This is a genomic window from Brevundimonas sp. FV1ye28, from assembly GCF_058681135.1.
On the sequence record NZ_CM178731.1, the window covers coordinates 2962130 to 2986172 of the forward strand.

The 24043-nt window shown below is 68.6% G+C and carries 24 protein-coding genes; 7 read left to right on the forward strand and 17 right to left on the reverse strand.

The features are described from left to right. Window positions 1-37: 37 nt before the first annotated feature. From ACW171_RS14590 to ACW171_RS14610, 5 genes are read right to left on the reverse strand one after another with little or no spacing between them, the layout of a single operon-like run. Window positions 38-2002: an ATP-binding protein gene (locus ACW171_RS14590; RefSeq protein WP_492094215.1), complete on the reverse strand. Its 1965-nt coding sequence runs from the start codon at window positions 2000-2002 to the stop codon at window positions 38-40. Between the two features lie 23 nt (window positions 2003-2025). After that, complete coding sequence (locus tag ACW171_RS14595; protein ID WP_492094217.1) at window positions 2026-3069, reverse strand: quinone-dependent dihydroorotate dehydrogenase; 1044 nt, start codon at window positions 3067-3069, stop codon at window positions 2026-2028. Next, on the reverse strand, window positions 3069-3386 hold the full coding sequence (locus ACW171_RS14600; RefSeq protein WP_492094219.1) for a DUF952 domain-containing protein: 318 nt from the start codon (window positions 3384-3386) through the stop codon (window positions 3069-3071). The genes ACW171_RS14595 and ACW171_RS14600 overlap by 1 nt, the downstream gene beginning before the upstream one ends. After that, window positions 3386-3898 (reverse strand): SixA phosphatase family protein, encoded by a 513-nt coding sequence (locus tag ACW171_RS14605; protein WP_492094221.1) that lies wholly within the window; start codon window positions 3896-3898, stop codon window positions 3386-3388. Before ACW171_RS14605 ends, ACW171_RS14600 begins: the two co-directional genes overlap by 1 nt. 9 nt (window positions 3899-3907) lie before the next feature. After that, a complete protein-coding gene (locus tag ACW171_RS14610) occupies window positions 3908-4657 on the reverse strand; it encodes a class I SAM-dependent methyltransferase (protein ID WP_492094222.1) in 750 nt (249 codons plus the stop codon). A gap of 47 nt (window positions 4658-4704) precedes the next feature. Here ACW171_RS14610 and gloB point away from each other — a divergent pair, with 47 nt between their 5' ends. After that, window positions 4705-5427, forward strand: coding sequence for a hydroxyacylglutathione hydrolase (gene gloB / locus ACW171_RS14615; protein WP_492094224.1), 723 nt, complete (start codon window positions 4705-4707; stop codon window positions 5425-5427). 9 nt (window positions 5428-5436) lie between these two features. Here the strand turns inward: gloB and ACW171_RS14620 are convergent, their stop codons facing one another. The 12 genes from ACW171_RS14620 to ACW171_RS14675 form a co-directional block, all read right to left on the reverse strand. After that, window positions 5437-6216, reverse strand: a complete 780-nt coding sequence (locus ACW171_RS14620; RefSeq protein WP_492094226.1) for a DUF4908 domain-containing protein — start codon at window positions 6214-6216, stop codon at window positions 5437-5439. A gap of 49 nt (window positions 6217-6265) precedes the next feature. Continuing rightward, window positions 6266-6991, reverse strand: coding sequence for an acetoacetyl-CoA reductase (gene phbB, locus ACW171_RS14625; RefSeq protein WP_492094228.1), 726 nt, complete (start codon window positions 6989-6991; stop codon window positions 6266-6268). Between the two features lie 121 nt (window positions 6992-7112). Then, window positions 7113-7727 (reverse strand): malonic semialdehyde reductase, encoded by a 615-nt coding sequence (locus tag ACW171_RS14630; protein ID WP_492094230.1) that lies wholly within the window; start codon window positions 7725-7727, stop codon window positions 7113-7115. 110 nt (window positions 7728-7837) lie between these two features. After that, complete coding sequence (locus tag ACW171_RS14635) at window positions 7838-8587, reverse strand: DUF72 domain-containing protein (protein ID WP_492094232.1); 750 nt, start codon at window positions 8585-8587, stop codon at window positions 7838-7840. After that, a complete protein-coding gene (locus ACW171_RS14640; protein ID WP_492094234.1) occupies window positions 8584-8892 on the reverse strand; it encodes a type II toxin-antitoxin system RelE/ParE family toxin in 309 nt (102 codons plus the stop codon). The genes ACW171_RS14635 and ACW171_RS14640 overlap by 4 nt, the downstream gene beginning before the upstream one ends. Beyond that, window positions 8889-9143 (reverse strand): type II toxin-antitoxin system ParD family antitoxin, encoded by a 255-nt coding sequence (locus ACW171_RS14645; RefSeq protein WP_492094236.1) that lies wholly within the window; start codon window positions 9141-9143, stop codon window positions 8889-8891. The genes ACW171_RS14640 and ACW171_RS14645 overlap by 4 nt, the downstream gene beginning before the upstream one ends. A gap of 31 nt (window positions 9144-9174) precedes the next feature. Further along, on the reverse strand, window positions 9175-9918 hold the full coding sequence (truA, locus tag ACW171_RS14650; protein ID WP_492094238.1) for a tRNA pseudouridine(38-40) synthase TruA: 744 nt from the start codon (window positions 9916-9918) through the stop codon (window positions 9175-9177). After that, window positions 9918-10844: a methionyl-tRNA formyltransferase gene (gene fmt, locus ACW171_RS14655; protein WP_492094239.1), complete on the reverse strand. Its 927-nt coding sequence runs from the start codon at window positions 10842-10844 to the stop codon at window positions 9918-9920. Before fmt ends, truA begins: the two co-directional genes overlap by 1 nt. A gap of 27 nt (window positions 10845-10871) precedes the next feature. Continuing rightward, entirely contained in the window at window positions 10872-11090 is a 219-nt protein-coding gene (locus tag ACW171_RS14660) for a hypothetical protein (RefSeq protein WP_492094241.1), read from the reverse strand. Continuing rightward, complete coding sequence (def, locus tag ACW171_RS14665) at window positions 11090-11662, reverse strand: peptide deformylase (RefSeq protein ID WP_492094243.1); 573 nt, start codon at window positions 11660-11662, stop codon at window positions 11090-11092. The genes ACW171_RS14660 and def overlap by 1 nt, the downstream gene beginning before the upstream one ends. Window positions 11663-11693: 31 nt before the next feature. Further along, window positions 11694-12032, reverse strand: a complete 339-nt coding sequence (locus ACW171_RS14670) for an acyl-CoA thioesterase (RefSeq protein WP_492096644.1) — start codon at window positions 12030-12032, stop codon at window positions 11694-11696. A 61-nt stretch (window positions 12033-12093) separates the two neighbouring features. Further along, window positions 12094-14193, reverse strand: coding sequence for a dipeptidyl-peptidase 5 (locus ACW171_RS14675; RefSeq protein WP_492094245.1), 2100 nt, complete (start codon window positions 14191-14193; stop codon window positions 12094-12096). Between the two features lie 115 nt (window positions 14194-14308). On the opposite strand from ACW171_RS14675, the gene ACW171_RS14680 reads away from it, so the two are divergent. Genes ACW171_RS14680 through addA form a run of 6 tightly spaced genes read left to right on the forward strand, consistent with a single transcriptional unit; the run spans window position 14309 to window position 24031 of the window. Further along, on the forward strand, window positions 14309-15190 hold the full coding sequence (locus tag ACW171_RS14680; RefSeq protein ID WP_492094247.1) for a GNAT family N-acetyltransferase: 882 nt from the start codon (window positions 14309-14311) through the stop codon (window positions 15188-15190). Then, window positions 15187-15660 (forward strand): tRNA (adenosine(37)-N6)-threonylcarbamoyltransferase complex ATPase subunit type 1 TsaE, encoded by a 474-nt coding sequence (gene tsaE / locus ACW171_RS14685; protein ID WP_492094249.1) that lies wholly within the window; start codon window positions 15187-15189, stop codon window positions 15658-15660. The genes ACW171_RS14680 and tsaE overlap by 4 nt, the downstream gene beginning before the upstream one ends. Next, window positions 15653-16753 carry an N-acetylmuramate/N-acetylglucosamine kinase AmgK gene (amgK, locus tag ACW171_RS14690; RefSeq protein ID WP_492094251.1) on the forward strand — a complete coding sequence of 367 codons (1101 nt, stop codon included), beginning with the start codon at window positions 15653-15655 and terminating at the stop codon, window positions 16751-16753. Before tsaE ends, amgK begins: the two co-directional genes overlap by 8 nt. Then, window positions 16750-17481, forward strand: coding sequence for an N-acetylmuramate alpha-1-phosphate uridylyltransferase MurU (gene murU, locus ACW171_RS14695; protein ID WP_492094253.1), 732 nt, complete (start codon window positions 16750-16752; stop codon window positions 17479-17481). The genes amgK and murU overlap by 4 nt, the downstream gene beginning before the upstream one ends. Next, the gene (gene addB, locus ACW171_RS14700; RefSeq protein WP_492094255.1) at window positions 17478-20540 is read left to right on the forward strand and encodes a double-strand break repair protein AddB; all 3063 of its coding nucleotides are present in this window, start codon (window positions 17478-17480) and stop codon (window positions 20538-20540) included. Before murU ends, addB begins: the two co-directional genes overlap by 4 nt. Continuing rightward, window positions 20537-24031: a double-strand break repair helicase AddA gene (addA, locus tag ACW171_RS14705; RefSeq protein ID WP_492094256.1), complete on the forward strand. Its 3495-nt coding sequence runs from the start codon at window positions 20537-20539 to the stop codon at window positions 24029-24031. Before addB ends, addA begins: the two co-directional genes overlap by 4 nt. Window positions 24032-24043 lie beyond the last annotated feature (12 nt).

Genomic DNA, 24043 nt, shown 5'->3' on the forward strand with positions numbered 1-24043 from the left:
CCTCCTCCGCTGTGCGGGGGAGGGGCTTTGCCGAGGTTCAGGCGGCGACGATTTCGGTCTCGTCGGCGTCGGAGTTCTCACCCGCCAGGACCTGACTCAGCGCGCCCAGCAGGGCAGCCGGCGTCAAGGGCTTGGACACGAAATAGGTCATGCCGGCGGCCATGCAGGCGGCGATGTCGTCGGGGGCGGTGTCGGCGGTGACGGCGATCACGGGGACCGAGGCGTTCGGTCCGCCGCCGGCGCGCAGGCGACGCGTGGTCTCGCGACCGTCCAGCTCGGGCATCCGCACATCCATGAAGATGACGTCGAAGGTCGAGGTCTCGCACCGGGCCAGGGCCAGAAGCCCGTCGGCGGCGGTCGCGATGTCGCAACCCAGGGGGGCCAGGATCAGCTCGACGGCGCGACGATTGATGTCGTGGTCGTCGACGACAAGGACGCGCAAGGGACGGTCGCCCCCCTCGTCGATCTCGGTTTCAGTCTCGGCGGACACCGCGACGATCTCGGACCCAGCCACGGCGGGTTTGGCCTCAACGACGGGCGCAGAAGGCGTGGGGCATTGGGTCCCGATGTTCGGAGCTAGGCTGCGGACGATGTCGCCCCGGCTTTCGTCATTGAAGCCGGACGGCGCGGAAACCGGGGCCTCGCCGCGCGGCAACAGCAGGGACACGGTGAAGGCTGCGCCCTCGCCGGGACGGCTGCGAGCGGTCAGGCGGCCGCCCATCAGTTCCACCAGGTCGCGGCTGATGCTGAGGCCCAGGCCCGTCCCCCCGTGTCGGGCGCTGACGCCGTCTGCGGTCTGGTCGAACGGGGTGAACAGTCGGCTCAGCTGCTGACCGGTCATGCCGGGGCCGGTGTCGGCGACCTCGATCAGGAGGGCATGGCTGGAGGGCTCCTCGACCCAGGCCGAAAGGCGCAGGGTGACCGAACCGTCGGCCGTGAACTTCATCGCGTTGGAGATCAGGTTGTTCAGCACCTGACGCAGGCGCATGGGATCGCCCTTGACCGAGGGCGGGATGCTGGATGCGCCCTCGACCCGCAGGTTCAGGCCTTTGGCCCGCGCCTCGCCCTGCCAGAACCTCAAGGTCTGGGCGATCAGGCCACGCAGGTTGAAGTCGACGGTCTCGACCTGCATCCGTCCCGCATCGAGCTTAGAGTGATCCAGCAGATCGTCGAGCAGGGCCTTCATCATGATGCCAGCGTCGGTGATCAGGGCGGCCTGGGCGCGGGCGGCGCTGTCGGTGGCTCCACGTTCCAGCTCGGCCGCGCCGGTCAGGATGGCGCTGATGGGGGTGCGCAGGTCATGGCCCACGGTGGCCAGGAAGATGGACCGGCCGGCCATGATGCGTTCGGCGTCGGCGCGGCGCTGATCCGCGTCCAGGCGGGCGGCGATCTCGGCGTCGGCGGCCTGGTTCATGCGCTGCCAGGTCGAAATGCAGTAGAGGCCGAACACGACGAAGGCGATGGCGGCGGCGGAGACGAAAGAGGATGACGCCCCGTACCAGGCCATCCAGAACGGCGTCATGGCCATGTAGATGAAGTGGGGGGCGATGGTGATGGCCAGCACCTCTTTCGAGCGCGGCGAGTTGATCACGCCATAGATGGCACCCGAGGCGGCCAGCACGGCGGCGCAGACCCCGCCCATTGGTCCCCCGGTCAGCCACAGGGGGATCGACAGACTGCCGAAGGCCGCGGCGTTCAGGAACAGCATGACGACGCCGGCGGCGGACCGCATCGGCCCCATTTTCTCGGTCTTGCCGCTGTTGATCGGTGCGAACACCATCAGGTCCAGCACCTGGACCAGAAAATAAATCCCCACCCAGACGGCGCTGAAGCCCCAGCCGAAGAGGGGACTGAAAACCATGGCGGTGGCCGCGCCCATGCCCAGACGCTGCAACAGCGCCTTGCGACGTTTGCGGACGGCGGGCGCCCACGTCGCAGGCAAGGTCTTGTTGGCCTCCGACATTGCGCCCCCGATGAAACGCGCGGTCTTTTCGCCACGCATCGAGGGACGTTAGCGCAGCGCCCCTAACGCTCCGTCAACGAGGCCGAGGAAGCCGCTTCGGCGACACTGGAGAAGCCTTCGGCGCGCAGTCGGGCGGCGATATCGCGCTTGATGCGACCGACGAGGCCGGGGCCTTCGTAGATCAGGGCGGAATAGACCTGGATGGCCGAGGCGCCGGAGCGAATGCGGTCCCAGGCGTCCTGGCTCGACGTGATGCCGCCGACGCCGATCAGGGGCAGGCGACCCTGCGCCGCTGCCGCCGCGTCCTTCAGGGCCGCCAAAGCCTTGCTCGTCAGGGGGGCACCCGACAGGCCGCCGGTCTCGGCGCGGTCGGGGGACATCAGGCTGTCGGGGCGGTCGAGCGTCGTGTTGGAGACGATCAGGGCGTCGATGCGGTGTTCCAGGGCCGCCTCGACGATCATGGCGATCTCGGCCGAGGTCAGGTCCGGTGCGATCTTGAGGAAGACGGGGGCCGGGGTTGTGCGCGCCTCTTCGATGCGACCCAGCAGGTCGTCCAGCGCCTCTCGCCCTTGGAGGGCGCGCAGGCCTGGGGTGTTGGGCGAGGAGATGTTGATGGTGAAATAGTCGCTGAGGCCGGCGAGGCGACGCAGGCCCGCAACGTAGTCGGCAGCCTTGTCTTCCGTGTCCTTGTTGGCCCCCAGATTGGCACCGACGACGGCCTTGGGGCGGCGCGACAGGTTGTCGGCAAACGCCTCGAGCCCCGCATTGTTGAACCCCATCCGGTTGATGATGGCGCGGTCCTGCGACAGACGGAACAGGCGGGGCTTGGGGTTGCCGGTTTGGGGCAGGGGGGTGACCGAGCCGCATTCGACGAAGCCGAAGCCGAGGCGGGCCAGGCCGTGCAGGGCCTCGCCGTTCTTGTCCAGACCGGCGGCGAGGCCGATAGGGTTGGACAGGTCGAGGCCGGCGATGCGTGTCCGCAGGATCGGGTCGTCGGCGGGGGAACCGGGCAGGGGCAGGGACTTCAGGGCCGTGATGGCGAGGCCGTGGGCCGTCTCCGGGTCGAGGTTGCGCAGGATGGCCGCGCCGATATCGGGGAGGGGCATCAGGCCGGCACCGTGAAGGAAATGGCTTCTGTCACCGCCTTCACAGGCAGGTCGCCGTAGATATGCGGGAACAGGGCGCCGCCGCGCGAAGCCTCCCAGACGATCGTGTCGCCCAGCGCCGTCAGATCGACGGTGAGCAGCATCAGGTTCTCGCGTCCGGCATAGTGCTTGCGGGCGGTCTCATCGAGTTGGGCGGCGCTCGACAGATGGATGTAGCCGTCGGCGAGATCGACGGTGGACCCGGCATAGGTGCCCTCGGCCACCGCCTCGCGCCACTCGGCGGCGTCGATGATCTTGTAGGCCACCGTCTCGGTCATCAGTCCTCGGCCCCTCCGCCGAAGGCCTTGGGCGTCAGGAAGCCGTCGTAGACGCAGCGCCCGGCGACATCGACCTCGAAGATCGCCGCCGCTCCGGTCGGGAAGCCGCCTGCCATCCGGTCGAGGATCGACGGCGAGGCTGCGCTTTCGGTCAGATAGTCCATCGCCAGAAGCTGGACGCCCGGATTGTGGGCCACCACCAGCAGGCATCCCGACTTGTCTTCGAGGTCTTCTACCAGGCGACGGATGGTGTCGGTCGAGGCGTCGTAGAGCTTCGGCTCGATCCGGACCTCCACGTCGCCGAAGGCCTCGTGCATCGTCTCCCAGGTCTGGCGCGTGCGGGTCGCGGAGGAGACGAGGGCGAGGTCCGGTCGCAAACCCTTGTCGGCGAGGATCCGGCCCATCAGGGCGGCGTCGTCGACCCCGCGCTGGGTCAGGGCGCGGTCGCGGTCGAGGCCGCTTTCGGCCATCCGCTCGGTCTTGGCGTGGCGCATGAGGATCAGGCGGTGCATGGCCGCCGCTTAGCCGGGTTCGGCGTCTCTATCCAGTGTGCGCGTGACGGGCTGGGGCTGGAGGCCGGGATTTTCGGCCCGGACACGCTGGGTCGCACCCGAGGGTCGGATGCGGGCATAGGCCTGACGCGTGGCCTCCAGCAGGATGACCCCGGCGGCCCCCGGCGCGATACGACGGCCGATCTGCTCGAAGCCGTCGGCCATGCCTAGAAGGGGCGTCCAGGGCGGGACATAGAGGGTCTGGGACCAGGCGGTGGGCTCCAGGCCCGCCGCGCGGACCAGGCGTTCCAACTGGCCCCGGGTGAAGGGGCGGCCGTGTCCGAAGGGCGTGCTTTCGGCCCTGGCCCACATCCCGCCTCGCGCGGCGGCGGCCAGGATTATGCGACCGGCGGGGGCCAGAGCGCGGACGGCCTCGGTCAGCAGCTGGGTCGGATCGTCCGCCTCCTCCAGCGCATGGACCAGAAGGACGCGGTCGAACGATCCGGCTGGAAAGGGCAGGCGTTTGTCGTCGATCAGAAGGGTGCGGTTGCGTCCGGCGGCGGGCCAGACCTCGACCCCCTGGCCCGAGGGCATGGCGGCGATGACGCGTCGCGCGCCGACGAAGGCGTCCAGCCAGGGCGTGGCATAGCCGATGCCCAGCACGTCGCAGCCGGCAGCCTCGCCCCAGGCGTCTTCGAGCCGTTTGGCCAGCAGGCGGCGCACGAGCGCCCCGGTCGGCTCGCCGTAGAAGGATCGCAGGTCTTCGATGGCGCGACGCATGATCAGACTTATATGGCCATGAGGCTTACCGAACCAAGGACGACCCGATGCCCCTGACCGTTCATCTGTTTCCGGCGCGGACTGACAACTACGCCTTTCTGGCGCGGGACGAGGCGACGGGGACGGTCGCGGCGATCGACACGCCGGACGCCCAGGTGATCCTGGACGGGATCGCCAGCCTGGGCTGGGGCAAGCTGGACCGGATCATCAACACCCACTGGCATCCCGATCACACCGAGGGGAATGCGCGGCTCCAGGCGGAAACGGGTTGCGACATCTGGGGGCCTAAGGAGGTGCGAAAGGTCGCGCCGCTGGACCGGGTGATCGAGGAGGGCGACATCGTCATGATCGGCGAGACGGCCCTGCATGTGACGGCGACGCCGGGCCATACCCTGGGCCATGTCGTGCTCCGCTCGCCAAAGGACGCCATCGCCTTCACCGGCGACACCCTGTTCCCGCTGGGGTGCGGACGGCTGTTCGAGGGCACGCCGGAGCAGATGTGGGACAGCCTAAGCCGGCTGCTGAACTGGCCCGACGAGACGGTGCTGTACGGGGCGCATGAATACACGGCGGCCAACGCCCGCTTCACCCTGAGCGTCGACGACCGGCCAGAGGTTCGGGCTCATGCCGAGGCGATTTTCGCGGCGCGCGAGCGGGGCGAGCCGACCGTGCCGACGACGATGAAGATCGAGCGCGCGCTGAACCCCTTCCTGACGGCGGGCAGTGCGGAGGCGTTCGCGCGGCGCCGGGCGGCGAAGGACGTTTTCTAGTCGCCCCTTCTAGTCTCGGGGTGCGACGGCCCGAATGATGCTGGAGGACGACGGTCGACCGGCCTGACCTTCGCTCGGGTTCACCACGATGCGCAGGTCGCCGCGCGAGAACGTCGCCGAACTACGTGGTCCCTCGACCAAGGTGATGCTGCGCAGGCCGGCCACGCGATCGCGGAAGGTCGGGGTGCGGGCCATGCGGATGACCGCCTCGGTCGAGACGATCAGCGCGTCGACCATCAGAGCCTCTGACTGTTCACCCGACAGATTGATGACGATCAATCGACCCAAGGCCCGGCTGACCAGGCTGCCGCGCTGGTTCATCAGGGTGAATAGGCGGATCGGCCCCAACGTCGGCAGGTCCAGAGCCGGCGCCTGGCCTACACGCGAGGCGGGCGAACCGTTGGGCGCTCGGGTCGTGTAGAGGGTCAGGCCGCCGTCTGGGGTCACGCGCAGGATCTGAGCCCCTGCATCGTTGCGATAGATGACGTCGCCGCGGGGCGCGGGCGTCGAGCGCAGAACCCAGGTCTCTTCACGCCGCTCGAAGCGGAACAGGGGGCGGGCGCCGCGACCGTCGAAGATGAACCGTTCGCCGGTCTCCGACGCATAGAGGCCGTTGGCCGGCAGGCCGCGCTGGCCTCCGGTCTCATAGGTCTGGTCCGCCTGGGCGTTGCCGCGCGTCTGGGCCACAGCGAGAGTCGGGGCGAACAGGATCGCCAGACCGACGACGGCGAACGCCATCGTCGCCGGGATCGGCGACCGCGCCGTCTCGTGCTTGACCCTTGAACTCATGGCTAAAAGCGTTGCGCGGCGCGCGCGGCGGATTTTGGGCGGCTCTTTGTCAGCCGACCAGGTATTGACCGCCGTTCAGCGAGAGGGTGCAGCCTGTGACATATCCGGCACGCTCGCCGGACAGCCAAGACACCATGTCGGCGATCTCTTCGCCCTTGCCGAGACGCCCGACGGGAATCTGGGCGATGATGCCGGCCAGCACCTTCTCGTCCATGGCTCCGACCATTTCCGTGTCGATATAGCCGGGCGCGATGCAGTTGACCGTCACGCCCTTCCGCGCGTTCTCGAGCGCGAGTGCCTTGGTGAAGCCGATCATGCCGGCCTTGGCGGCCGAATAGTTGGTCTGGCCGATCTGGCCCTTCTGGCCATTGATCGAGGAGATGTTGACGATGCGGCCGAAGCCCCGGTCGCGCATGCCGTTGATCACCTGGCGCGTCATGTTGAAGACGCTGTCCATGTTGACGCGGATGACGTCCGACCACTGGTCCGAGGACATCTTGTGGAAGAAGCCGTCGCGGGTGATGCCGGCGTTGTTGATCAGGACGTCGATGGGACCCAGCTCCGCTTCCACGTCGGCGACGGCGCGGGCGCAGTCGTCATAGGAGCCGACGTTGCCCTTCACCACCATAACGCCAAGTTCGCGGGCGGTGGCTTCCGCGGCTTCCATATTGCCCGAATAGCCGGCGGCGACGGACATGCCGTCCTCCTTCAGCCGCTGGACGATCGACCTGCCGATACCGCGGGTTCCACCCGTGACGAGAGCCACTCGAGCCATATGCGTTCCTGTCTTCCCTGACGGCTTCATCTGTTGCGAAGCCTGTTCATAAACAGGTGTAGCGGCTGGCAGGTTGCGCGGAAAGGCCTTGGGACCGGCGGTTCAACCGCCGGTCCGTGGATCAGACGATCTTGGCGGCTTCGTCGAAGGTCAGGCGCGGACTGCGCGGGAACAGGTTGTCGTCGTTGCCATAGCCCAGGTTGACGATGAAGTTCGGCTCGACATCGCCCTCGGGGAAGAACTCGGCCTTGATGCCTGCGGGATCGAAGCCGGACATCGGACCGACGTCGAGACCCAGGGCGCGTGCCGCCGCGATCAGATAGCCGCCTTGGAGCGAGGAGTTGCGGAAGGCGCTTTCGCGGCGCGCGGCCTCGTCGACGAACCAGTCGCGGGCGCCGGGTGCGTGCGGGAACAGGTGCGCCAGGGTGTCGTGGAAGTTCATGTCATAGCCGATGATCACGGTGAGCGGTGCCTGGGCCGTCTTGGCCTGGTTGCCTTCACTCATCAGCGGCACGAGGCGCGCCTTGGCCTCGGGAGAGGTGACGAAGACGAAGCGGGCCGGCGTGTTGTTCACTGCCGTCGGGCCGAACTTGGTCAGGTCGTACAGCCTGTGCAGCAACTCGGTTGGCACCGGACGATCGGTCCAGCCGTTGCGAGTGCGCGCCTCGGTGAACACCTGGGCCAGGGCCGCGTCGGTCAACGGAAGGTCGCGAGCGGGGAGAGAATCGAAAGCCATTGGGAAACCCCTGAAATCTAAAACTGCATCAGCAGCGGTTTCCTATAAGGGGTAGGGCGAGGGTTGGTTCAAGGGTATTCGCATCAACTGCGGTTACAATTAACCTCCGTCTATTTGAGCGTTTCGATCAGCGCCTGCGCCGCCGCCGGATTCCGCACCTTCGCGCCCGAGATGAAATAGGCGAAGACATCGCCGCGTTCGGCCCAGGCCCTCGTCTGTTTCGCCACGGCGTCCAGTTCGGTGGAGGTCATTCCGGTCGGTTCTTCCTCGCGGCTGGACATCAGGCGGGCGTAGGTAAAGTCGGCGGTCGGCTCGTCGATCTGGGGCCAGGTCGGCTCCTCGTCGTCGACGGCATAGACGATGGCCGCGCCGTATTTGGCGGCGAGGTCGTAGAACTGCTGGGTCGCGAAGGTGGGGTTGCGGACTTCCAGCGCGTGTCTCAGGCGGACGCCGTCCTTCTCTTTCGGCAACAGCTTCAGAAAGCCCTCGAAGTCCTCTGGATCAAACTTCTTGGTCCCGGCGAACTGCCAGTTGATCGGCCCCAGCTTGTCGCCCAGCTCCGTCAGGCCCTGGTCGAGGAATTTGGCGAAGCTCTCGCCGCCTTCCGACAGGACTTTCCGACTGGTGCAGAAGCGGTTGGCCTTGACCGAGAAGACGAAGTCGTCCGGCGTCTCGTCCCGCCACTTCATCCAGCTGTCGGGCTTGAACGAGCTGTAGTAGGTGCCGTTGATCTCGATCGAGGTCACGGCGCGCGAAGCGAACTCCAACTCGCGCCTCTGGATCAGGTCCGACGGATAGAAGACGCCGCGCCACGGCTCGAACGTCCAGCCGCCGATGCCGATGTGGATGGGGTGGGTCATTCGGGGTGTCCTCCAAGCGGACTTGAGGTCCAATCTTCGTGGTCGTGCCTAACCCGTAGAATGGTGACGCCGTCAATGACCGCTTCATAGATCACGACATGCGAGCCGTAAGGAATGACCCGGACCGGCGGTGTGAGCTCCGCCAGCTCGCGGCCGAGGCGCGGATATTCGGCAAGGCGTTCAAACAGTCGTGTGGCGCCTTCCTGATAGGCGTCAGTCTGTCGCTGACCAAACAGGTCGTAGCCTTGCAGATAGGCCTCAAACAGATCGTCGGTCGCTGCGGGAGCGAGACGATAGCTGCTCAAGCCGATTTTCTCCGAGACGCGATGTGCTCAAGCGCCTTGGATCGGATGTCGTCCATGGTCATGTCGCTGATCCCGCCGGCGCGGGCGTCGTCGACCAGACGCTGCCAATGCGCGATCTTCTCCGCTTTCACCTGCTGCTTACGGATCAGGTCGCGGACGTAGTCGCTGGAGTTGGCGTAGCGACCGTCGGCGGACTGGGCCTCAACCCACGCCTTCATCTGGTCGGGGAGAGAGATATTCATCGTAGCCATGACGCCAGCTTCCGCCTGATGGCAAACCTTGTCAAGAACCGTAGTCGACTCCCGTCAGGTACAGCCCGTCGGACGGCGCGACCGGTCCGCAGGCCCTGCGGTCCTTGGCTTCCAGCGCCGTCTTCACATCGTCCGGAGTCCAACGGCCGAGACCGGCCTCGACCAAGGTGCCGGCCATGGAGCGGACCTGGCGGTGCAGGAACGACCGGGCCTCGAAGACCAGATGCACCTCCTCGCCGACGCGCGCCACGCGGGCGACGTCGAGCGTCTTCTCCGGCGATTTCGACTGGCAGGCGAGGTCGCGGAAGGTGGTGAAGTCGTGATGCCCAATCAGATCGTTCGCGCCCGCCTGCATGGCCTGGGCGTCGAGGGGCTTGCGGACGTGCCAGACCTTGCCTCGTTCCAGCGCCGGGCGGCCGGGGCGGTTGAGGATACGGTAGAGGTATTTGCGGCCCGTCGCAGAAAAGCGAGCATGCCAGTCGTCCGCCACCGCCCGGCAGTCGAGGATGGCGACGCCCTCCCTGATCAGGTGGGCGTTCAGGGCGTTCATCACCGTGGCGGCGGGCCAGCCCTTATCCAGATCGACATGGGCGACCTGACCCGTGGCGTGGACGCCCGAGTCGGTGCGGCCGGCGGCCGCGATACGCACGGTCTGGCCGCAGAAGCAGTGGATGGCCGTCTCGATCGCGCCCTGGATCGTCGGCTGACCCTCCTGGGCCTGGAAGCCGTTGTAGGGGCCGCCGTCGTATTCGATGTCCAGCCGGTAGCGGGGCATCAGCCCAGGATCGTCCCGACAGGCAGGCTGAAGCCGTTGAGGAAGTCGGCCGGCGACTGCTGCGCCTTGCCCTCGCGCTGGACGCGGAGGACGCGGACGGCGCCGTCTCCGCTCGCGATCCGCAGGCCGCCTTCCAGCAGTTCGCCTGGCGCGCCCTTACCCTCGCTGGCAAGGCAGGACAGCAGTGCTTTCACGCGTACCGGACCGTCGGGGCCGGGGGCCTCGAACCAGGCGCCGGGGAAGGGGGAAAGGCCGCGGATATGGGTGTCGATCTCTGCGGCCGGGCGGGTCCAGTCGATGCGGGCCTCTGCGGGGGTGATCTTCTTCGCATAGGTGGCTTCGCCGACCTGGGGGGTCTCGGTGACGCCGCCGCGTTCTATGGCGGCGAGCGCCCGGGTCCACAGAGTGGCACCGACCGTGGACATCCGGTCCGAAAGGCTGGCGGCCGTGTCGTCCCGCTGGATCGGCAGGATTTCGCTGAGCAGGATGGCACCCTCGTCGAGACCCTCCGACATCCGCATGATCTGGACGCCGGTCTCGCGGTCGCCGGCCATGATGGCGCGCTGGATGGGCGCGGCGCCGCGCCAGCGGGGCAGCAGAGAGCCATGCAGGTTGAAGCAGCCGAGACGCGGCGCCTCCAAGACGGCGGGCTTCAGGATCTGGCCGTAGGCGACGACGCAGGCGGCATCGAGATCGAGGCTGACGAAGGTTTCGATGGCGTCCTGGGACTTCATACTTTCGGGCGTGAAGACCGGCAGGCCCATGGCCTCGGCGAAGGCGTGGACCGGCGACGGCGTCAGCTTCTGGCCGCGTCCCTTGGGCCGGGGCGGTTGGGAATAGACGGCGACGATCTCGTGGCCGGAAGCGATCAGCTCTGCGAGCGACGGCACGGCGAATTCGGGGGTACCCATGAAGGCGAGGCGCATGGGCTGGGCTTTAGACGCTGGAGCGGCTTACTGCCAGCGGGTGGAGACGCCGCCGCCCTCGTCCCATTCGCCGCCGGCGTCCAGCGCGTCGTCGAAGACCAGCAGACGGTCCAGCAGGACGCCCGCGAGGATGCCCAGCGCGGCCACGCCGACCAGTGTGGCCACGGAGCCGATGCCGATCTTCTCGGAGCGGGTCAGGCGGCGACGGCCGGAACGGTCGACGATGCGATCGCGGAAACGGGCCATCAGGCGTCCTCTCTCAGGCGCATGGTCTTCTTGACCTTGGACATGGCGCGGTCGCGACGCAGGCGCGACAGGTGATCGATGAACAGGACACCGTTCAGGTGATCCAGTTCGTGCTGGAAGCAGACGGCGTAAAGACCCTCGATCTCTTCCTCGATGCGCTCGCCCTCGCGGTTCAGATAGGCGACGCGGACGCGGGCCGGGCGTTCGACCTCGTCGAAATATTCGGGGATCGAGAGACAGCCCTCTTCGTAGCAGTACTGCTCGTCCGAGGCCCACAGGACCTCCGGATTGATGAAGAAGCGCGGGTTGGGGACGCGGGTCTCCTCACCCTCGGCGGCCGGTTCGGCACCTTCGGGGACCGGGCCGTCGCCCAGGTCCATGACCACGACGCGCTTGAGCTCGCCGATCTGCACGGCGGCCAGGCCGATGCCGGGCGCGTCGTACATGGTCTCCAGCATGTCATCCATCAGGGCGCGCAGGGACGTGTCCACGCCCTCCACCGGCTTGGAGACCTGCTTCAGGATCGCCAGGTCGGCGGCATTGTCGATGGTCAGGATGCGTCGGATGGCCATGGGCGTCAGGTAGGCGTGGGGGCGCGGGGGGTCAAGTTTGACCCGGCAGAGGCCTCGGCTTCCGGTTCTCGTCGATGGCGACATAGGTGAAGACGCCCTCGGTCACGCGCGACACAGCCTGGGTCGAGCGCGGCCGCTTCCACGCCTCGACCCGGACGCGGATCGAGGTGCGGCCCGACTTGATGACCGTGGCGTAGAGCGACACCTCGTCGCCGACCGAGACCGGCTGATGGAAGACCATGGCGTCGACGGCGATGGTGGCGCAGCGGCCCTGGGCCAGGTCGAAGGCGGGTGTCGACCCGGCCAGGTCCATCTGGGCCAGCAGCCATCCCCCGAAGATGTCGCCTTCGGGGTTGGTGTCGGCGGGCATTGCGATGACCCGCCCGACGAGCTGGCCGTCCGGCTGTTCCGGGGAGGGAGAGATCACGAACTCAGTCCTGCGGCTTCAGGTGTTCGTCCAGCCAGTGGAACACCTCGTTGTGCCACTGCAGGCTGTTCTGCGGCTTGAGGACCCAGTGATTCTCGTCGGGGAAGACGATCAGACGGCTCTCGATCCCGCGACGTTGCAGGGCGGTGAAGGTCGACAGGCCCTGCGAGGTCGGGATGCGGAAATCGAGGTCGCCCTGGATGACCAACATCGGCGTCTTCCATTCCGAAACGTGGTGGACCGGATTGAAGCGCTCGTAGCCTTCCGGGTTGTCATAGTGGGTGCCGCCGTATTCCCACTCCGTGAACCACAGCTCTTCGGTGCCATAGGCCATGCCGCGGATGTCGAAGACGCCGTCGTGGTTGACCAGGCATTTGAACTCGTCCGACCAGCGGCCTGCGATCCAGTTGATCATGTATCCGCCGTAGGAGGCGCCGAGCGCGCAGGCGTTGTCGCCGTCGAGGAAGCTGTAGCGCTCCTTCGCGGCGGCCCAGCCCTTCTGCAGGTCTTCCAGCGGGCGGTCGCCCCAGTGCTGGGAGATGGCGTCGGTGAAGCCCTGGCCGTAGCCGGTGGAGCCGTGGAAATCGATCATCACCACCGCATAGCCGGCGCCGGCGTAGGTCTCGGGGTTCCAGCGATAGGACCAGCTGTTACCGAACGAGCCCTGCGGCCCGCCGTGGATCAGGAAGGCGACCGGGTATTTCTGGCCCTCCACATAGTTGGCCGGCTTGATGACGTAGCCGTGGACGGTCTCATTGTTCCAGCCGGGGAAGGAGAACTGCTCGGCCTCGCCGAACTGGCGAGCGTCGAGTTCGGGGTTCACATCGGTGATCTGGATCGGCATCTCGCGCCCCCGGAACGTCTTGACGTAGAGCTCCGACGGCGAGGTCAGGCTGTCCATCGCCAGGACGAAGCCGGACGGCGTCTGTTCAACAGCCGAGACGTGACCCTCACCCGTGATCGGGATGACCGCGCCGTTGGTCGCGTCGATCTGGAACAGCTTGGTCTGGCCCACGTCGCCGGCGACGACGAACAGGCTGCGGCCATCCGCCGACCATTGCAGGCTGTCGGCCGAGCGATCCCAGCCGGCCGCGACCTCACGTTTCGAGCCGGTAGCCACATCCATCAGCACGATCTGCCAGCGGTCGGCCTCGAAGCCCGGGCGGGCCATGGCGCGATAGGCCAGGGTGCGGCCGTCGGGCGAGAAGACCGGGCCGGTGTCCCAGGCGTCGTTGTCGTCCGTCAGGTTGGTGAAACCTTCACCCGTCAGGCCGTTGGTCCTGAACAGGTCGAAGTTGGTGCTCCATGGCTCCGTCTGGCCGGCGACGCGGGCCGAGAAGACGACGGCGTCACCCTCGGGTGTGAAGGTGAACTCGTTCTCGTCGCCGAAGGGCTTGGAGGGGGTGTCGCCGTCGAAGCCGTGGGTGACCCAGACCGGATCGCCCGAACCGTCCACGTTGACCACGAACAGGTGGTTCTGGGTCCCGTCGGCCCAGGTGTCCCAGTGGCGCACGAACATCCGGTCATAGACCTGACCCGTTGACTTGCGCTCGCCGGCCTCGACCCCACGCGCGACGGAACAGGCGAGTTCGTCGCAGGTCGGATAGACGGCCAGGGACACCACGACCTTGGAGACGTCACGGCTCAGGCGATAGGCGTTCACGTCCAGCGGCAGGTCGGTGACCTGGGTCGCCGTGGCGCCGGTGCTGTCGGTCTTCCAGACCTGGCTCGTACCGGACCGGCCCGAGAGGAAATACAGGGCGCCGTCAGATCCCCAGCGGGCGGTGTTGGCGCCGCCGTCCGAGATGGCCAGGCGACGCGGTTCGCCCTCGCCGTTCAGGTTCTGGATCATCAGGCTGGAGACGCCGCGATTGGCCTCCATGTCCGTGGCGCGGACATTGTAGACGACATGGCGGCCGTCCGGCGACACGCGCGGATCCGACAGTCGGTTGGCGTTCAGCATGTCGGTATAGGTGAAGGCGCGCCCGGCGGCCTGTGCGGGCGAGGCCTCGCCCGCAAGCGCTACCGGTGTCTCGGCGAGAGCGGGCAGGGCTGTCAGCATCGCCAGGGCGGCGCAGGCGGTGAGCAGGGAACGGTGACGCATCGGACGGCTCCTGGGGACTTGGTCGGCGCTGGCCTAGCACCGTGCGAAGTCCACAGGAAGCTGGGGCTTCCGGCGCGCTTGCCTGCATTCTCGCCAAAGGCGACAAGGGGCGTGGATGACCGCTTCGCCGCCCGCCCCGACCGAGCCTGCCGCCGTCCCCGTGGGACGGTCGGATCATGTCGTGGATGTCCTGATCGCTGAGCGGGCGCCGCGTCTGACCGGGTCGATCGTCTGGCCCTTGCTGCGGCCGGCCTTCTACGGGATGCTCGGCTACGGCAAGGCGAGGGAACTGGCCGACGGCATCGCCCCCTTGTCGGGACAGGCGGCGCTGGATCATGTGTCGAACCTGCTGGACCTCAAGACGTCGAGCCTGAACCTGGACCGGCTGCCGGCGACCGGGCGCTGCGTCGTCGTCTGCAACCATCCGACTGGAATCGCCGACGGCATCGCCGTCTACGATGCCATCAAGAAGCGCCGCGCCGACGCCATCTATTTCGCCAACGCTGACGCCGTCCGCGTCGCGCCCCGGCTGGACGAGGTCATCATCCCGGTCGAATGGGTGGTCGCCAAACGCACCCGCCAGAAGACGCGTGTCACTCTGGATGCCGCGAAGGCCGCTTTCGAGGCCGAACGCTGCGTCGTCATGTTTCCCGCAGGACGGATTTCCCGCGTGGGCAAGGACGGTGCCCTGACCGATCCGGAGTGGGCGTCGACCGCAACGTCGCTGGCGCGGAAGTACGGCGCCCCGACCATCCCGATCCATGTCGGCGGTCCCTACTCGACCCTGTTCCACCTGTTCCATCGGGTGTCGCCGGAACTTCGAGACATCACCCTGTTCCATGAGCTTCTGAACAAGCGGAAGAAGCCCTTCCGCCTGACGGTCGGAAAGCCCATTCCGACGACCCGCCTCGACATCGACGCGACCCGCGCGACCTATGCTTTGAAGGCCTTCGTCGAACGGGTCCTGCCTAGCCAGCCCGATGCGGATTTCGCATGACCGTCGAAATCGACCTGGCCGATGCGGGGGCGACGACGGCGCTCGGACGGGCGATCGCACCGCGTCTGGAACCCGGCGAGGCGGTCCTGCTCTACGGCCCGCTCGGCATGGGCAAGTCGACCTTGGCGCGCGGCCTGATCCGGGCGCTGGCGGGCGAGGACGAGGATGTGCCGTCGCCGACCTTCACCCTGGTCCAGTTCTACGAGACCGATCCACCGGTCGCCCATTTCGACCTCTATCGTTTGACCCGCCCGGAAGAGGCGTTCGAGATCGGTCTGGACGAGGCGCTGGATGTCGGCGCCGCACTCATTGAATGGCCCGAGCGGCTGGGCGACGATCCCGCTCGCGCCCTGGGTCCGGACCGCCTGACCATCACCCTGTCCGAGAGCGGAGACGGACGCCATGCGACCGTTTCCGGCGTAGGGGCATGGGCAAGAAAGATCACCGAACTCGAAGGCCTGAATGTCTGACGCCGCTACCGACCGCGAAGCCCAACGGGTCGCCTTCCTGACGCAGGTCGGCCTCGCCGACGCCGCCCGGGCGCCTCTGCCGGGCGACGCTTCCACGCGCCGGTATGAGCGACTGACGCCCGCCAACGGCCCGGGCCTGATGCTGATGGACCAGGTCGCGTCGGCCGAGAGCCCGCCCGCCGATCCGTCCTGGTCTCCCGAACGCCGCAAGGCCGAGGGCTGGAACGCCGTCGCCCGTCTTTCCGCCGGTCGGATCGAGGCCTTCGCCGCCGTGGCCTCGCACCTGCGTTCGGTCGGCCTGTCGGCGCCCGACATCGTCGCGCTGGATGCGCCGGCCGGTCTCGCCGTGCTGGAGGATTTCGGCGACGACCTGTTCGCCCGCGTGATCGAAAGCGGGCAGGACGAGACGCCCCTGTATCTCGCCGCCGTCGACGCCCTGGCCGAACTCCACGCCGCCCCGACCCCGCCGATCCTGACCGGCGCGGCCGGGCCATGGCCGCTGCAGGTCTATGACCAGACCGCGCTTCAAGGCGGGGCCGATCTGTTCGTCGAATGGATGCCGAAGCTGAAACCCGAGTTGCGCTTCAACGACGCCGCCATCGCCGACTGGCACGCCGCCTGGGTACCCATCGTGGCCGAGGGCGAGGCGGGCGCCTCGGTGGTCGCCCACCGCGACTATCACGCCGAAAACCTGCTCTGGCTGCCCGACCGCCAAGGCCCCGCGCGCGTCGGCATGATCGACTTCCAGGACGCGGTTCGAGCCCATCCGTCGTGGGACCTGCATTCCCTGCTCCAGGACGCCCGCCGCGACGTCTCGCCCGCGCTCGAGGCGGAGGCGCTGGAGCGGTATTTCGAGGTCGCCCGCGTCGATGACCGTGCGGCCTTCCTGAGGTCCTATGCCGGTCTCGCCGCACTGAACGAGACCCGCATCCTGGGCATCTTCGCCCGGCTGATCGTGCGTGACGGCAAGCCGCGCTACGCCGCCTTCATGCCGCGCATGTGGGCCCATCTGAACGGCAATCTGACGAAGCCGGGCCTCGAAGGCGTCGCCCGCTGGTTCGACAAACACGTTCCGGCCGAGATACGCACATGACCGCCCCCAAAGGTGCTCCAACGACAGCCATGGTCCTCGCCGCCGGTCTCGGCACGCGCATGCGCCCCCTGACCCACGACCGGCCCAAAGCCCTCGTCGAGGTCGGCGGTCGCGCCCTGATCGACCATGTGCTCGACCGGCTGGCCGAGGCGGGCGTCGAGCGGGCGGTGGTCAATGTCCACTGGTTCGCCGACCGGCTGGAGGCGCATCTGGCCACGCGCGGACGCGGGCCTGCGATCACGATTTCGGACGAACGCCAAGAACTGTTGGAGACCGGCGGCGGCCTCAAGAAGGCCCACCCCCTGCTCGGCGACGACCCGGTCTTCGTGGCCAATATCGACAGCGTCTGGATGGATCGCGGCGACGCGCCCTGGGCCGAGGCACTGGTCCGCCTGTGGGACCCGGTGAAGATGGACGCCTGCCTCCTCCTTGCTACCCGCGAGGGCACTATCGGGTTCGAGGGCGACGGCGATTTCTTCCTTGCCGAGGACGGCCGCCTGACCTTCCGGGGCGAGGCTGCATCGGCGCCCTTCGCCTATATGGGGGTGCACATCACACGGCCGGACTACGCCGACGGCGGGCCTGACGGTCCCTTCTCGCTTAGCCCCCTGTGGCGGGCGTCTGCTGCGGCCGGGCGGCTCTACGGCTGCGTCCTCGACGGCGGCTGGATGCACGTCGGCGACCCTCAGGCGCGCGACGAGGCCGAGGCCAGACTGGCGGGCGGGTGACTGCTTTCGGTCCATTCCCTGGCGTCGGCGGCAAGGACGATCCGCGCTGGTTCGCCATCCCCGCGCACCGGCCGTTCCTCGAGGACCTGGCCGCCGGCGTCCTAGACTGGCTGGCCGATCAGGCGCCGGAAACCTTGTCCGACGCGACCATCCTCCTGCCCAACCGCCGGGCCGCGCGCGCCTTCACCACCGCCCTGTCGGCGCTGAGCGGCGGCCGGCCCGTGCTCCTGCCGCAGGTCCGGCCGCTCGGGGATCTGGAGGAGGACGAGCCGCCGTTCACGCCGGGCGAGCTGGGTCTCGACCTGCCGCCCTCGATCGCCCCTCTGACGCGCCGGTTCGAGATGGCGCGGTTGATCACGGCCGAGCACGACACCGACCTGTCGCCGATGCGCGCGCTGGAACTGGCCGACAGCCTCGGCGCCTTCCTCGATTCCTGCAATATCGAGGAGGTCGAGGACCCGGGCCGTATCGCCACCCTGGTCGAGGAAGACTTCGCCGAGCACTGGCAGAAGTCGGCGAAATTCCTAGGCCTCGCGATCGAGAAATGGCCGGCGCGTCTGGCCGAGCTCGGCCTCGTCGACGCCTCGTGGAGGCGCACGAAACTGCTGCGCCTGCTGGCCGAACGCTGGGACAGTCACCCGCCGCAAGGCCCGGTCATCGCCGCCGGATCGACCGGCACGGTCAAGGCCGCCGCCGACGTTCTGATCGCCGTAGCCAAGGCACCTCAGGGCTGCGTCGTCGTCCCCGGCCTCGACCTTGATCTGAGCGAACTCGCCTGGAACGCCATCGAGGAACAGCATCCGCAGAGCGCTCTGAAACGCCTGCTCGAACGCGCCGACATCGAGCGCGCCGCCGTTCGTCCCTGGTTCCGCCGCCCGGTCCAGCCCGTGTTCGAAGCGCGCGGCCTGGCCCGCCAGCGCCTGATCAACGAGGCCCTGCGGCCCGCCGAGGCCACCGCCGACTGGCGTGAGGAAATCCGCTCGATCCGCGCCGCGTCGGCCGAGGCCGGCGTCGCCGCCGATCCCATCGCCCTGGGCCTCGAAGGCCTGTCGGTGGTCGCGACCCGCACCGAGGAAGACGCCGCCGCGACCATCGCCATGATGATGCGCGAGACGCTGGAAACCCCCGGCCGGACCTGCGCCCTCGTGACCCCCGACCTCGCTCTCGGCCGCCGCGTCGCCGCCAGGCTGGAGCGCTGGGGCGTCGTCGCCGACTCATCGTCGGGCGCGACCCTGGACCAGATGCCGGTCGGCGTCCTCGTCGATCTGGCCGCCCGTTTTATCGCCGATCCGCTGAAGCCCCAGACCGTGCTCGCCCTGACCAAGCACGCCCTTACGATCTTGCCCGAGGCCACGCCCAATGCCGTCGCCGAGCTGGAGAAAGTCGCCTTCCGGGGGCCCCGCACTCGCGACTGGAACCGTATCGAGGCCCGCCTGACGAAGGCCGCCGAACCCCGTCGCGACGGCCAACCGCCGTCCGACACGACCCTCACCCGCCTCGCCGAGGCGACCGCGCTCGCCGGCCGTCTGCAAGCCCTCGCCGAGGCCGCATCCCTTGGCCGCGCCGCGCCGCTGGACCAGGCCGCCCGCCACCTGACCGCCCTTGTCGAGGCCTTTGCCGGGACCCACGTCTGGGCCGGGCCGGATGGAGAGGCGGCGGCGTCCCTCCTGTCCCAACTGATCGACAGCGGGGCGTCGCTCGGCACCGTCAGCCCCTCCGATTTCACCGAACTGATCGCCTCCGTGCTGCACGACACCACCGTCCGCACCGGCGGTGCGACCCATCCATCCTTGCGCATCCTCGGCGCCATCGAGGCCCGTCTGGTGCGCGCCGACCGCATGATCCTGGCCGGGCTGGAGGAGGGCGTCTGGCCCCAGGGCGCGCCGATCGATCCCTTCCTGTCGCGCCCCATGCGCAAGACCCTCGGCCTGCCGCCGCCCGAGCGCCGCGTCGGCCAGACCGCCCAGGACTTCGTCCAGGCCGCCTGCGCACCCGAGGCCATCCTGATCCATTCCGAACGCCGAGGCGGCCAGCCCGCCGTCCGCTCCCGCTGGCTGTGGCGGCTCGACATGCTGACGCGCGGCGCCAACAGCAAAGAGACCCCGGTTGAGATCGACCGCCCCTCCGAAACCCTCGACGCCGCCCGCGCCCTCGACGCCGCCGTGACCGGTCAGGGAGGTCTCTCGAAACGCCCGGCCCCGAAGCCGCCCGTCGATCGCCGCCCGCGTCAGCTGCCCGTCACCGGGGTCGAGCGCTGGGTGCGCGATCCCTATGCGGTCTACGCCCGTTACGTCCTGAACCTGCGCCAGATGGATCGGCCCGGCCAGTCTGCTGAGGCTCTGGCGCGCGGCCAGGCGGTGCACAAGGCCGTCGAGCGGCTGGCCCTGACTTGGCCCGACGTCCTGCCCGATGACTGCGAGACCGAGATCGTCACCCTTTTGCACGAGGAACTGACCCACCACGGGTTCGATGACGCGGCCATGGCGCGCGAACGGCCCCTGGCCCGCAACTCCGCCCGCTGGCTGGCCGGGTTCGAGATGCGCCGCCGCGCGCGCGGCATCGAGATCCGCGTAGAGGAAGAGGTGACGATGACCTTCGCCGCCCCCGCCGGCCCCTTCACCCTGACGGCCAAGGCCGACCGGATCGAACTGTCCTCGACCGGCGCGGCCATTCTCGACTTCAAGACCGGGTCGGCGCCGTCGGCCAAGCAGGTGAAATCCGGCTTCGCGCCGCAACTGACCCTGACCGGTGCCATCCTGGCCGAGGCGGGCCTCAAGACCTCCGGCCCCGTCGAGCCCGAGGAACTGACCTACGTCCGCGTCGTCGGCCGCAAGGTCCCCGGCGAGGCGGCGGTCCGCGCATCCGGCAGCGAAGCGTCGGACCTGTCGATGGCGGCCCTGGCCGGACTGAAGGCCCGCGTCGCCCGGTTCGACGATCAGACGACCCCCTATCTCAGCTGGGTCGCGCCGCAGTTCATGGGCAATTTCGGCGGCAACTACGACCACCTCGCCCGCGTGTGGGAGTGGTCGGTCGCCGGCGCTGACGGAGACGCCGAATGAGCGCCGTCGACACCTCCGTCCGCATCCTGCCCGACCCCGCCCAGATCGCGGCGGCGGATCCGCGCCAGTCGGTCTTCGTCACCGCCAACGCCGGCTCGGGCAAGACCTCGACCCTCGTCGACCGCGTGGCCCGCCTGTTGCTCGAAGAGGTCCAGCCCGGCGAGATCCTGTGCGTCACCTACACCAAGGCCGCCGCCGCCGAGATGCAGGCGCGGCTGTTCGACCGGCTCGGCGAGTGGGCCGTCATGGACGACCGGAAGCTCTCGGCATCCCTGGCCGACCTCGACGGGCGCGACGCCGCGACCCTGTCGCACGCCGACCTGTCGCGGGCGCGGAAACTGTTCGCCAAGGCGCTCGACACGCCCGGCGGTCTGAAGATCCAGACCCTGCACGCCTTCTGCGAAAAGTTGCTGCGGCGTTTTCCGCTTGAGGCCGGGGTCACCCCCGGCTTCACCGTGCTGGAGGACCAGGCCGCGATCGCTCTGTCCCACGCCGCGCGCGAGGACCTGGCCCGCGCCGCCCTGGCCGACATCGACGGGCGCATCGGCCGCGCCTACGCCCATTTCGCCGTCGAACTGGACTGGGCATCGTTCGAAAGCCTGCTGGCCCGGATCGAGCAGGATCGCGCCAAGCTGATCGACTATATCACCCGGGTCGCGGACGGCGGCGCGCCCGGCCCTCACGCCCTCGTCGGCGCCGACCCCGACAGCGACGTGGCGACGGTCCAGTCCGAGTTCATGCGGTTCCTCGATCGAGGTGAGTGGCTGGAGATCGCCGACCTGATGGCGACCGGCTCGGCCAACGACCAGGGCTGCGCCGACCGCATGTACGCCGCCGACTGGACCTTCCCCGAAGTGTCCGCCGTCTTCCTGACCTCGGGTGCGCCACGCAAGTCGATGGCGACCAGGTCCGCGCCCGCCCACGCCCGCGACTGGCTGACGGCGATGCAGGACAAGGTCGTCGCGACCCTGGGACAGGTCAGGAAGGCCCGCGTCGCCGAGGACACCGTCCATGTCCTGACCCTAGCCCAGGCGCACGGTGCTCTCTACGACCGCGCCAAGGAACAGCGCGGGGCGCTGGATTTCGGCGATCTGGTCGCCCGCACGGTCGAGCTTCTGACCGTCCGCGCCAACGCCGCCTGGGTCCTGTACAAGCTGGACGGCGGGGTCGAGCATGTCCTGATCGACGAGGCCCAGGACACGGCCCCGGAACAATGGGACATCATCCGCGCCCTGACCGAAGGCTTCTTCTCCGGCGCCGGATCGCGCCGCTTCGGGGCGGGCAAGGTCGAGCGCACCGTCTTCGCCGTCGGCGACGAGAAACAGTCGATCTATTCCTTCCAGGGTGCCCGGCCCGAGCGGCTGAACCGCGAAGCACAGTCCTACGACAGCCTCGTCACAGGCGCCGGGTTCGCCTTCACGGGCGTCGAACTGGCCACCTCGTTCCGCTCGACGCCCGAGGTGCTGAAGTTCGTCGATGCGGTCTTCTCCGGCCCCGAACGCACCCGCTCCCTCGTCGGCGAACAGGTCGCCGCTATCCCGCCCCACGTCGCCAAGCGCGCAGACGATCACGGCTGTATCGACCTCTGGCCTCTCTACGAGGACGAGAAGTCGCCCGAACGCGACGCATGGGACGACCCCCTCGATCAGGAGCCGGCCCAGAGCGCCCGCAAACGCATGGCCTCCGACCTCGCCCGCGAGATCAGACGCCAGGTCGAGACCGGCGTGGCGGTGCAGGACCGCAAGAACCGCACCCTGCGCCCCTCCGGCTACGGCGACTTCCTGATCCTGGTCCGCCGCCGCGACGCGACCTTCGAGGAGATCATCCGCGCCCTGAAGGCGGCGGGCGTGCCCGTGGCCGGTGCCGACCGGCTGAAGCTGTCGTCGCACATCGCCTTCGACGACCTGATCGCCGTGGCCCGGTTCGCCCTCTACCCCGACGACGACCTCAGCCTCGCCGGGACCTTACGCAGCCCCTTCTGCGACGTGGACGAGGACAGTCTGTTCGACCTCGCCGGCGCCAAACCCAAGCGCGGAAAACTCTGGAAGGAACTGCGGGACCGCGCCCACGAACGCCCCGAGTGGGCCCGCGCGCGCGACCTGCTGTCCTTCGCCATCGACCAGCGCGGCCGTCCCCCCTTCGCCTTCTTCGCCGCCCTGCTGAACCGCGTCGACGAGACCGGCCGCTCGGGCCGCGCCCGCATTCTGTCCCGCCTCGGCCGCGAGGCGGAGGAGGCCATAGACGAGACCCTGAACCAGGTGCTGGCCGCCGAACAGCGCGGCGGCCTCGATCTGGAGACGGCCCTGTCGATGCTGGAGGCCGCCGACGTCGAGGTGAAACGCGAGCTCGAAGGCGCGCGCGACGAGGTCCGCGTCATGACCGTCCACGGCTCGAAAGGGCTGGAGGCGCCGGTGGTGATCCTGCCCGACACCACGGCGCGGGCGCCGATGCATGGCCCCTTCCTGATGCCGGTCGAACTGGCTGATGAGGGCGAGGCCTGGCTGATGTGTCCGGCCGGCGAGAAGGAGGACTGCGAGGCCTCGGCCGCCGCGCGCGCCGTGCGCCGGGCGCGGATCGACGACGAGACGCTGCGGCTGCTCTATGTCGCCCTGACCCGCGCGCGCGACCGAATCGTCGTGCTGGGCCGGTCCGCCGGCAACTCGAAACAGGGCTATCACGAGGTCAGCTGGTGGGCCGTCCTGTGCGAGACCTTCGACCGTCTGGGCGCCGGAGACGCTGGTTGCGTTCGCGACATCGGCGACGGCCGCCGTCGCTATGGCGTCGATCCCGTGGTGCTGAGCGCGGGCGAGGCCGCCGCCCGCGCGGTTGCAGAGCTCCCCGCCTGGGCCCGCACCGCGCCGCCGGTCGATCCGTCCGCCCGCTACGTCTCTCCTTCCCAGATGGAGGGTGCCAGACGCATCGCCGCGCCGTCGCCGCTCGCCGTCGTTGCGGGCGGGGAGGGGGCACCGCTCGGCCGTTTCCGGCGCGGCGACCTGATCCACCTGCTGCTCGAACGCCTGCCCGAGATCGCCGTCGCCGATCGTCCCGCCGCTGCCGCCCGCCTGCTGGCCAAGGAGCGCGACCTGTCGGATGCGCAAGCGTCGGAGATGATCGAGGCCGCCTTCCGCGTGCTGGACGACGCCCGCTTCGCCGCTGTCTTCGGCCCCGGCTCCCGCGCGGAGATCGCCCTGACCGGCGGGGCGGAGGGGCTGCGTCCCGGCGTCGTCATCAACGGCCGCATCGACCGGCTGGTGGTGACGCCCGATCGGGTCCTGGTCGTCGACTACAAGACCAACCGCCCCGCTCCCGATCGCATCGAGGACGCCGACCCGGCCTATGTCGCCCAGATGGCCACCTATGTGGCTGTGCTTGCGAAGTTATACCCGGATCGCCCGGTCGAGGCGGCGCTCGTGTGGACGGATGGGCCGAAGCTGATGCCCGTGCCGCAGGGGCTGATGGACGAGGTGCTACGGCGGCTTGCCGGAACCTGATCGACCGTTCAC

Bases quoted from the DNA above. Each gene is read 5' to 3' on its own strand.
- ACW171_RS14590 (WP_492094215.1), bottom strand. From the start codon at position 2,002: ATGCGTGGCGAAAAGACCGCGCGTTTCATCGGGGGCGCAATGTCGGAG.
- ACW171_RS14595 (WP_492094217.1), bottom strand. From the start codon at position 3,069: ATGCCCCTCCCCGATATCGGCGCGGCCATCCTGCGCAACCTCGACCCG.
- ACW171_RS14600 (WP_492094219.1), bottom strand. From the start codon at position 3,386: ATGACCGAGACGGTGGCCTACAAGATCATCGACGCCGCCGAGTGGCGC.
- ACW171_RS14605 (WP_492094221.1), bottom strand. From the start codon at position 3,898: ATGCACCGCCTGATCCTCATGCGCCACGCCAAGACCGAGCGGATGGCC.
- ACW171_RS14610 (WP_492094222.1), bottom strand. From the start codon at position 4,657: ATGCGTCGCGCCATCGAAGACCTGCGATCCTTCTACGGCGAGCCGACC.
- gloB (WP_492094224.1), top strand. From the start codon at position 4,705: ATGCCCCTGACCGTTCATCTGTTTCCGGCGCGGACTGACAACTACGCC.
- ACW171_RS14620 (WP_492094226.1), bottom strand. From the start codon at position 6,216: ATGAGTTCAAGGGTCAAGCACGAGACGGCGCGGTCGCCGATCCCGGCG.
- phbB (WP_492094228.1), bottom strand. From the start codon at position 6,991: ATGGCTCGAGTGGCTCTCGTCACGGGTGGAACCCGCGGTATCGGCAGG.
- ACW171_RS14630 (WP_492094230.1), bottom strand. From the start codon at position 7,727: ATGGCTTTCGATTCTCTCCCCGCTCGCGACCTTCCGTTGACCGACGCG.
- ACW171_RS14635 (WP_492094232.1), bottom strand. From the start codon at position 8,587: ATGACCCACCCCATCCACATCGGCATCGGCGGCTGGACGTTCGAGCCG.
- ACW171_RS14645 (WP_492094236.1), bottom strand. From the start codon at position 9,143: ATGGCTACGATGAATATCTCTCTCCCCGACCAGATGAAGGCGTGGGTT.
- truA (WP_492094238.1), bottom strand. From the start codon at position 9,918: ATGCCCCGCTACCGGCTGGACATCGAATACGACGGCGGCCCCTACAAC.
- fmt (WP_492094239.1), bottom strand. From the start codon at position 10,844: ATGCGCCTCGCCTTCATGGGTACCCCCGAATTCGCCGTGCCGTCGCTC.
- ACW171_RS14660 (WP_492094241.1), bottom strand. From the start codon at position 11,090: ATGGCCCGTTTCCGCGATCGCATCGTCGACCGTTCCGGCCGTCGCCGC.
- def (WP_492094243.1), bottom strand. From the start codon at position 11,662: ATGGCCATCCGACGCATCCTGACCATCGACAATGCCGCCGACCTGGCG.
- ACW171_RS14670 (WP_492096644.1), bottom strand. From the start codon at position 12,032: ATGCCCGCCGACACCAACCCCGAAGGCGACATCTTCGGGGGATGGCTG.
- ACW171_RS14675 (WP_492094245.1), bottom strand. From the start codon at position 14,193: ATGCGTCACCGTTCCCTGCTCACCGCCTGCGCCGCCCTGGCGATGCTG.
- ACW171_RS14680 (WP_492094247.1), top strand. From the start codon at position 14,309: ATGACCGCTTCGCCGCCCGCCCCGACCGAGCCTGCCGCCGTCCCCGTG.
- tsaE (WP_492094249.1), top strand. From the start codon at position 15,187: ATGACCGTCGAAATCGACCTGGCCGATGCGGGGGCGACGACGGCGCTC.
- amgK (WP_492094251.1), top strand. From the start codon at position 15,653: ATGTCTGACGCCGCTACCGACCGCGAAGCCCAACGGGTCGCCTTCCTG.
- murU (WP_492094253.1), top strand. From the start codon at position 16,750: ATGACCGCCCCCAAAGGTGCTCCAACGACAGCCATGGTCCTCGCCGCC.
- addA (WP_492094256.1), top strand. From the start codon at position 20,537: ATGAGCGCCGTCGACACCTCCGTCCGCATCCTGCCCGACCCCGCCCAG.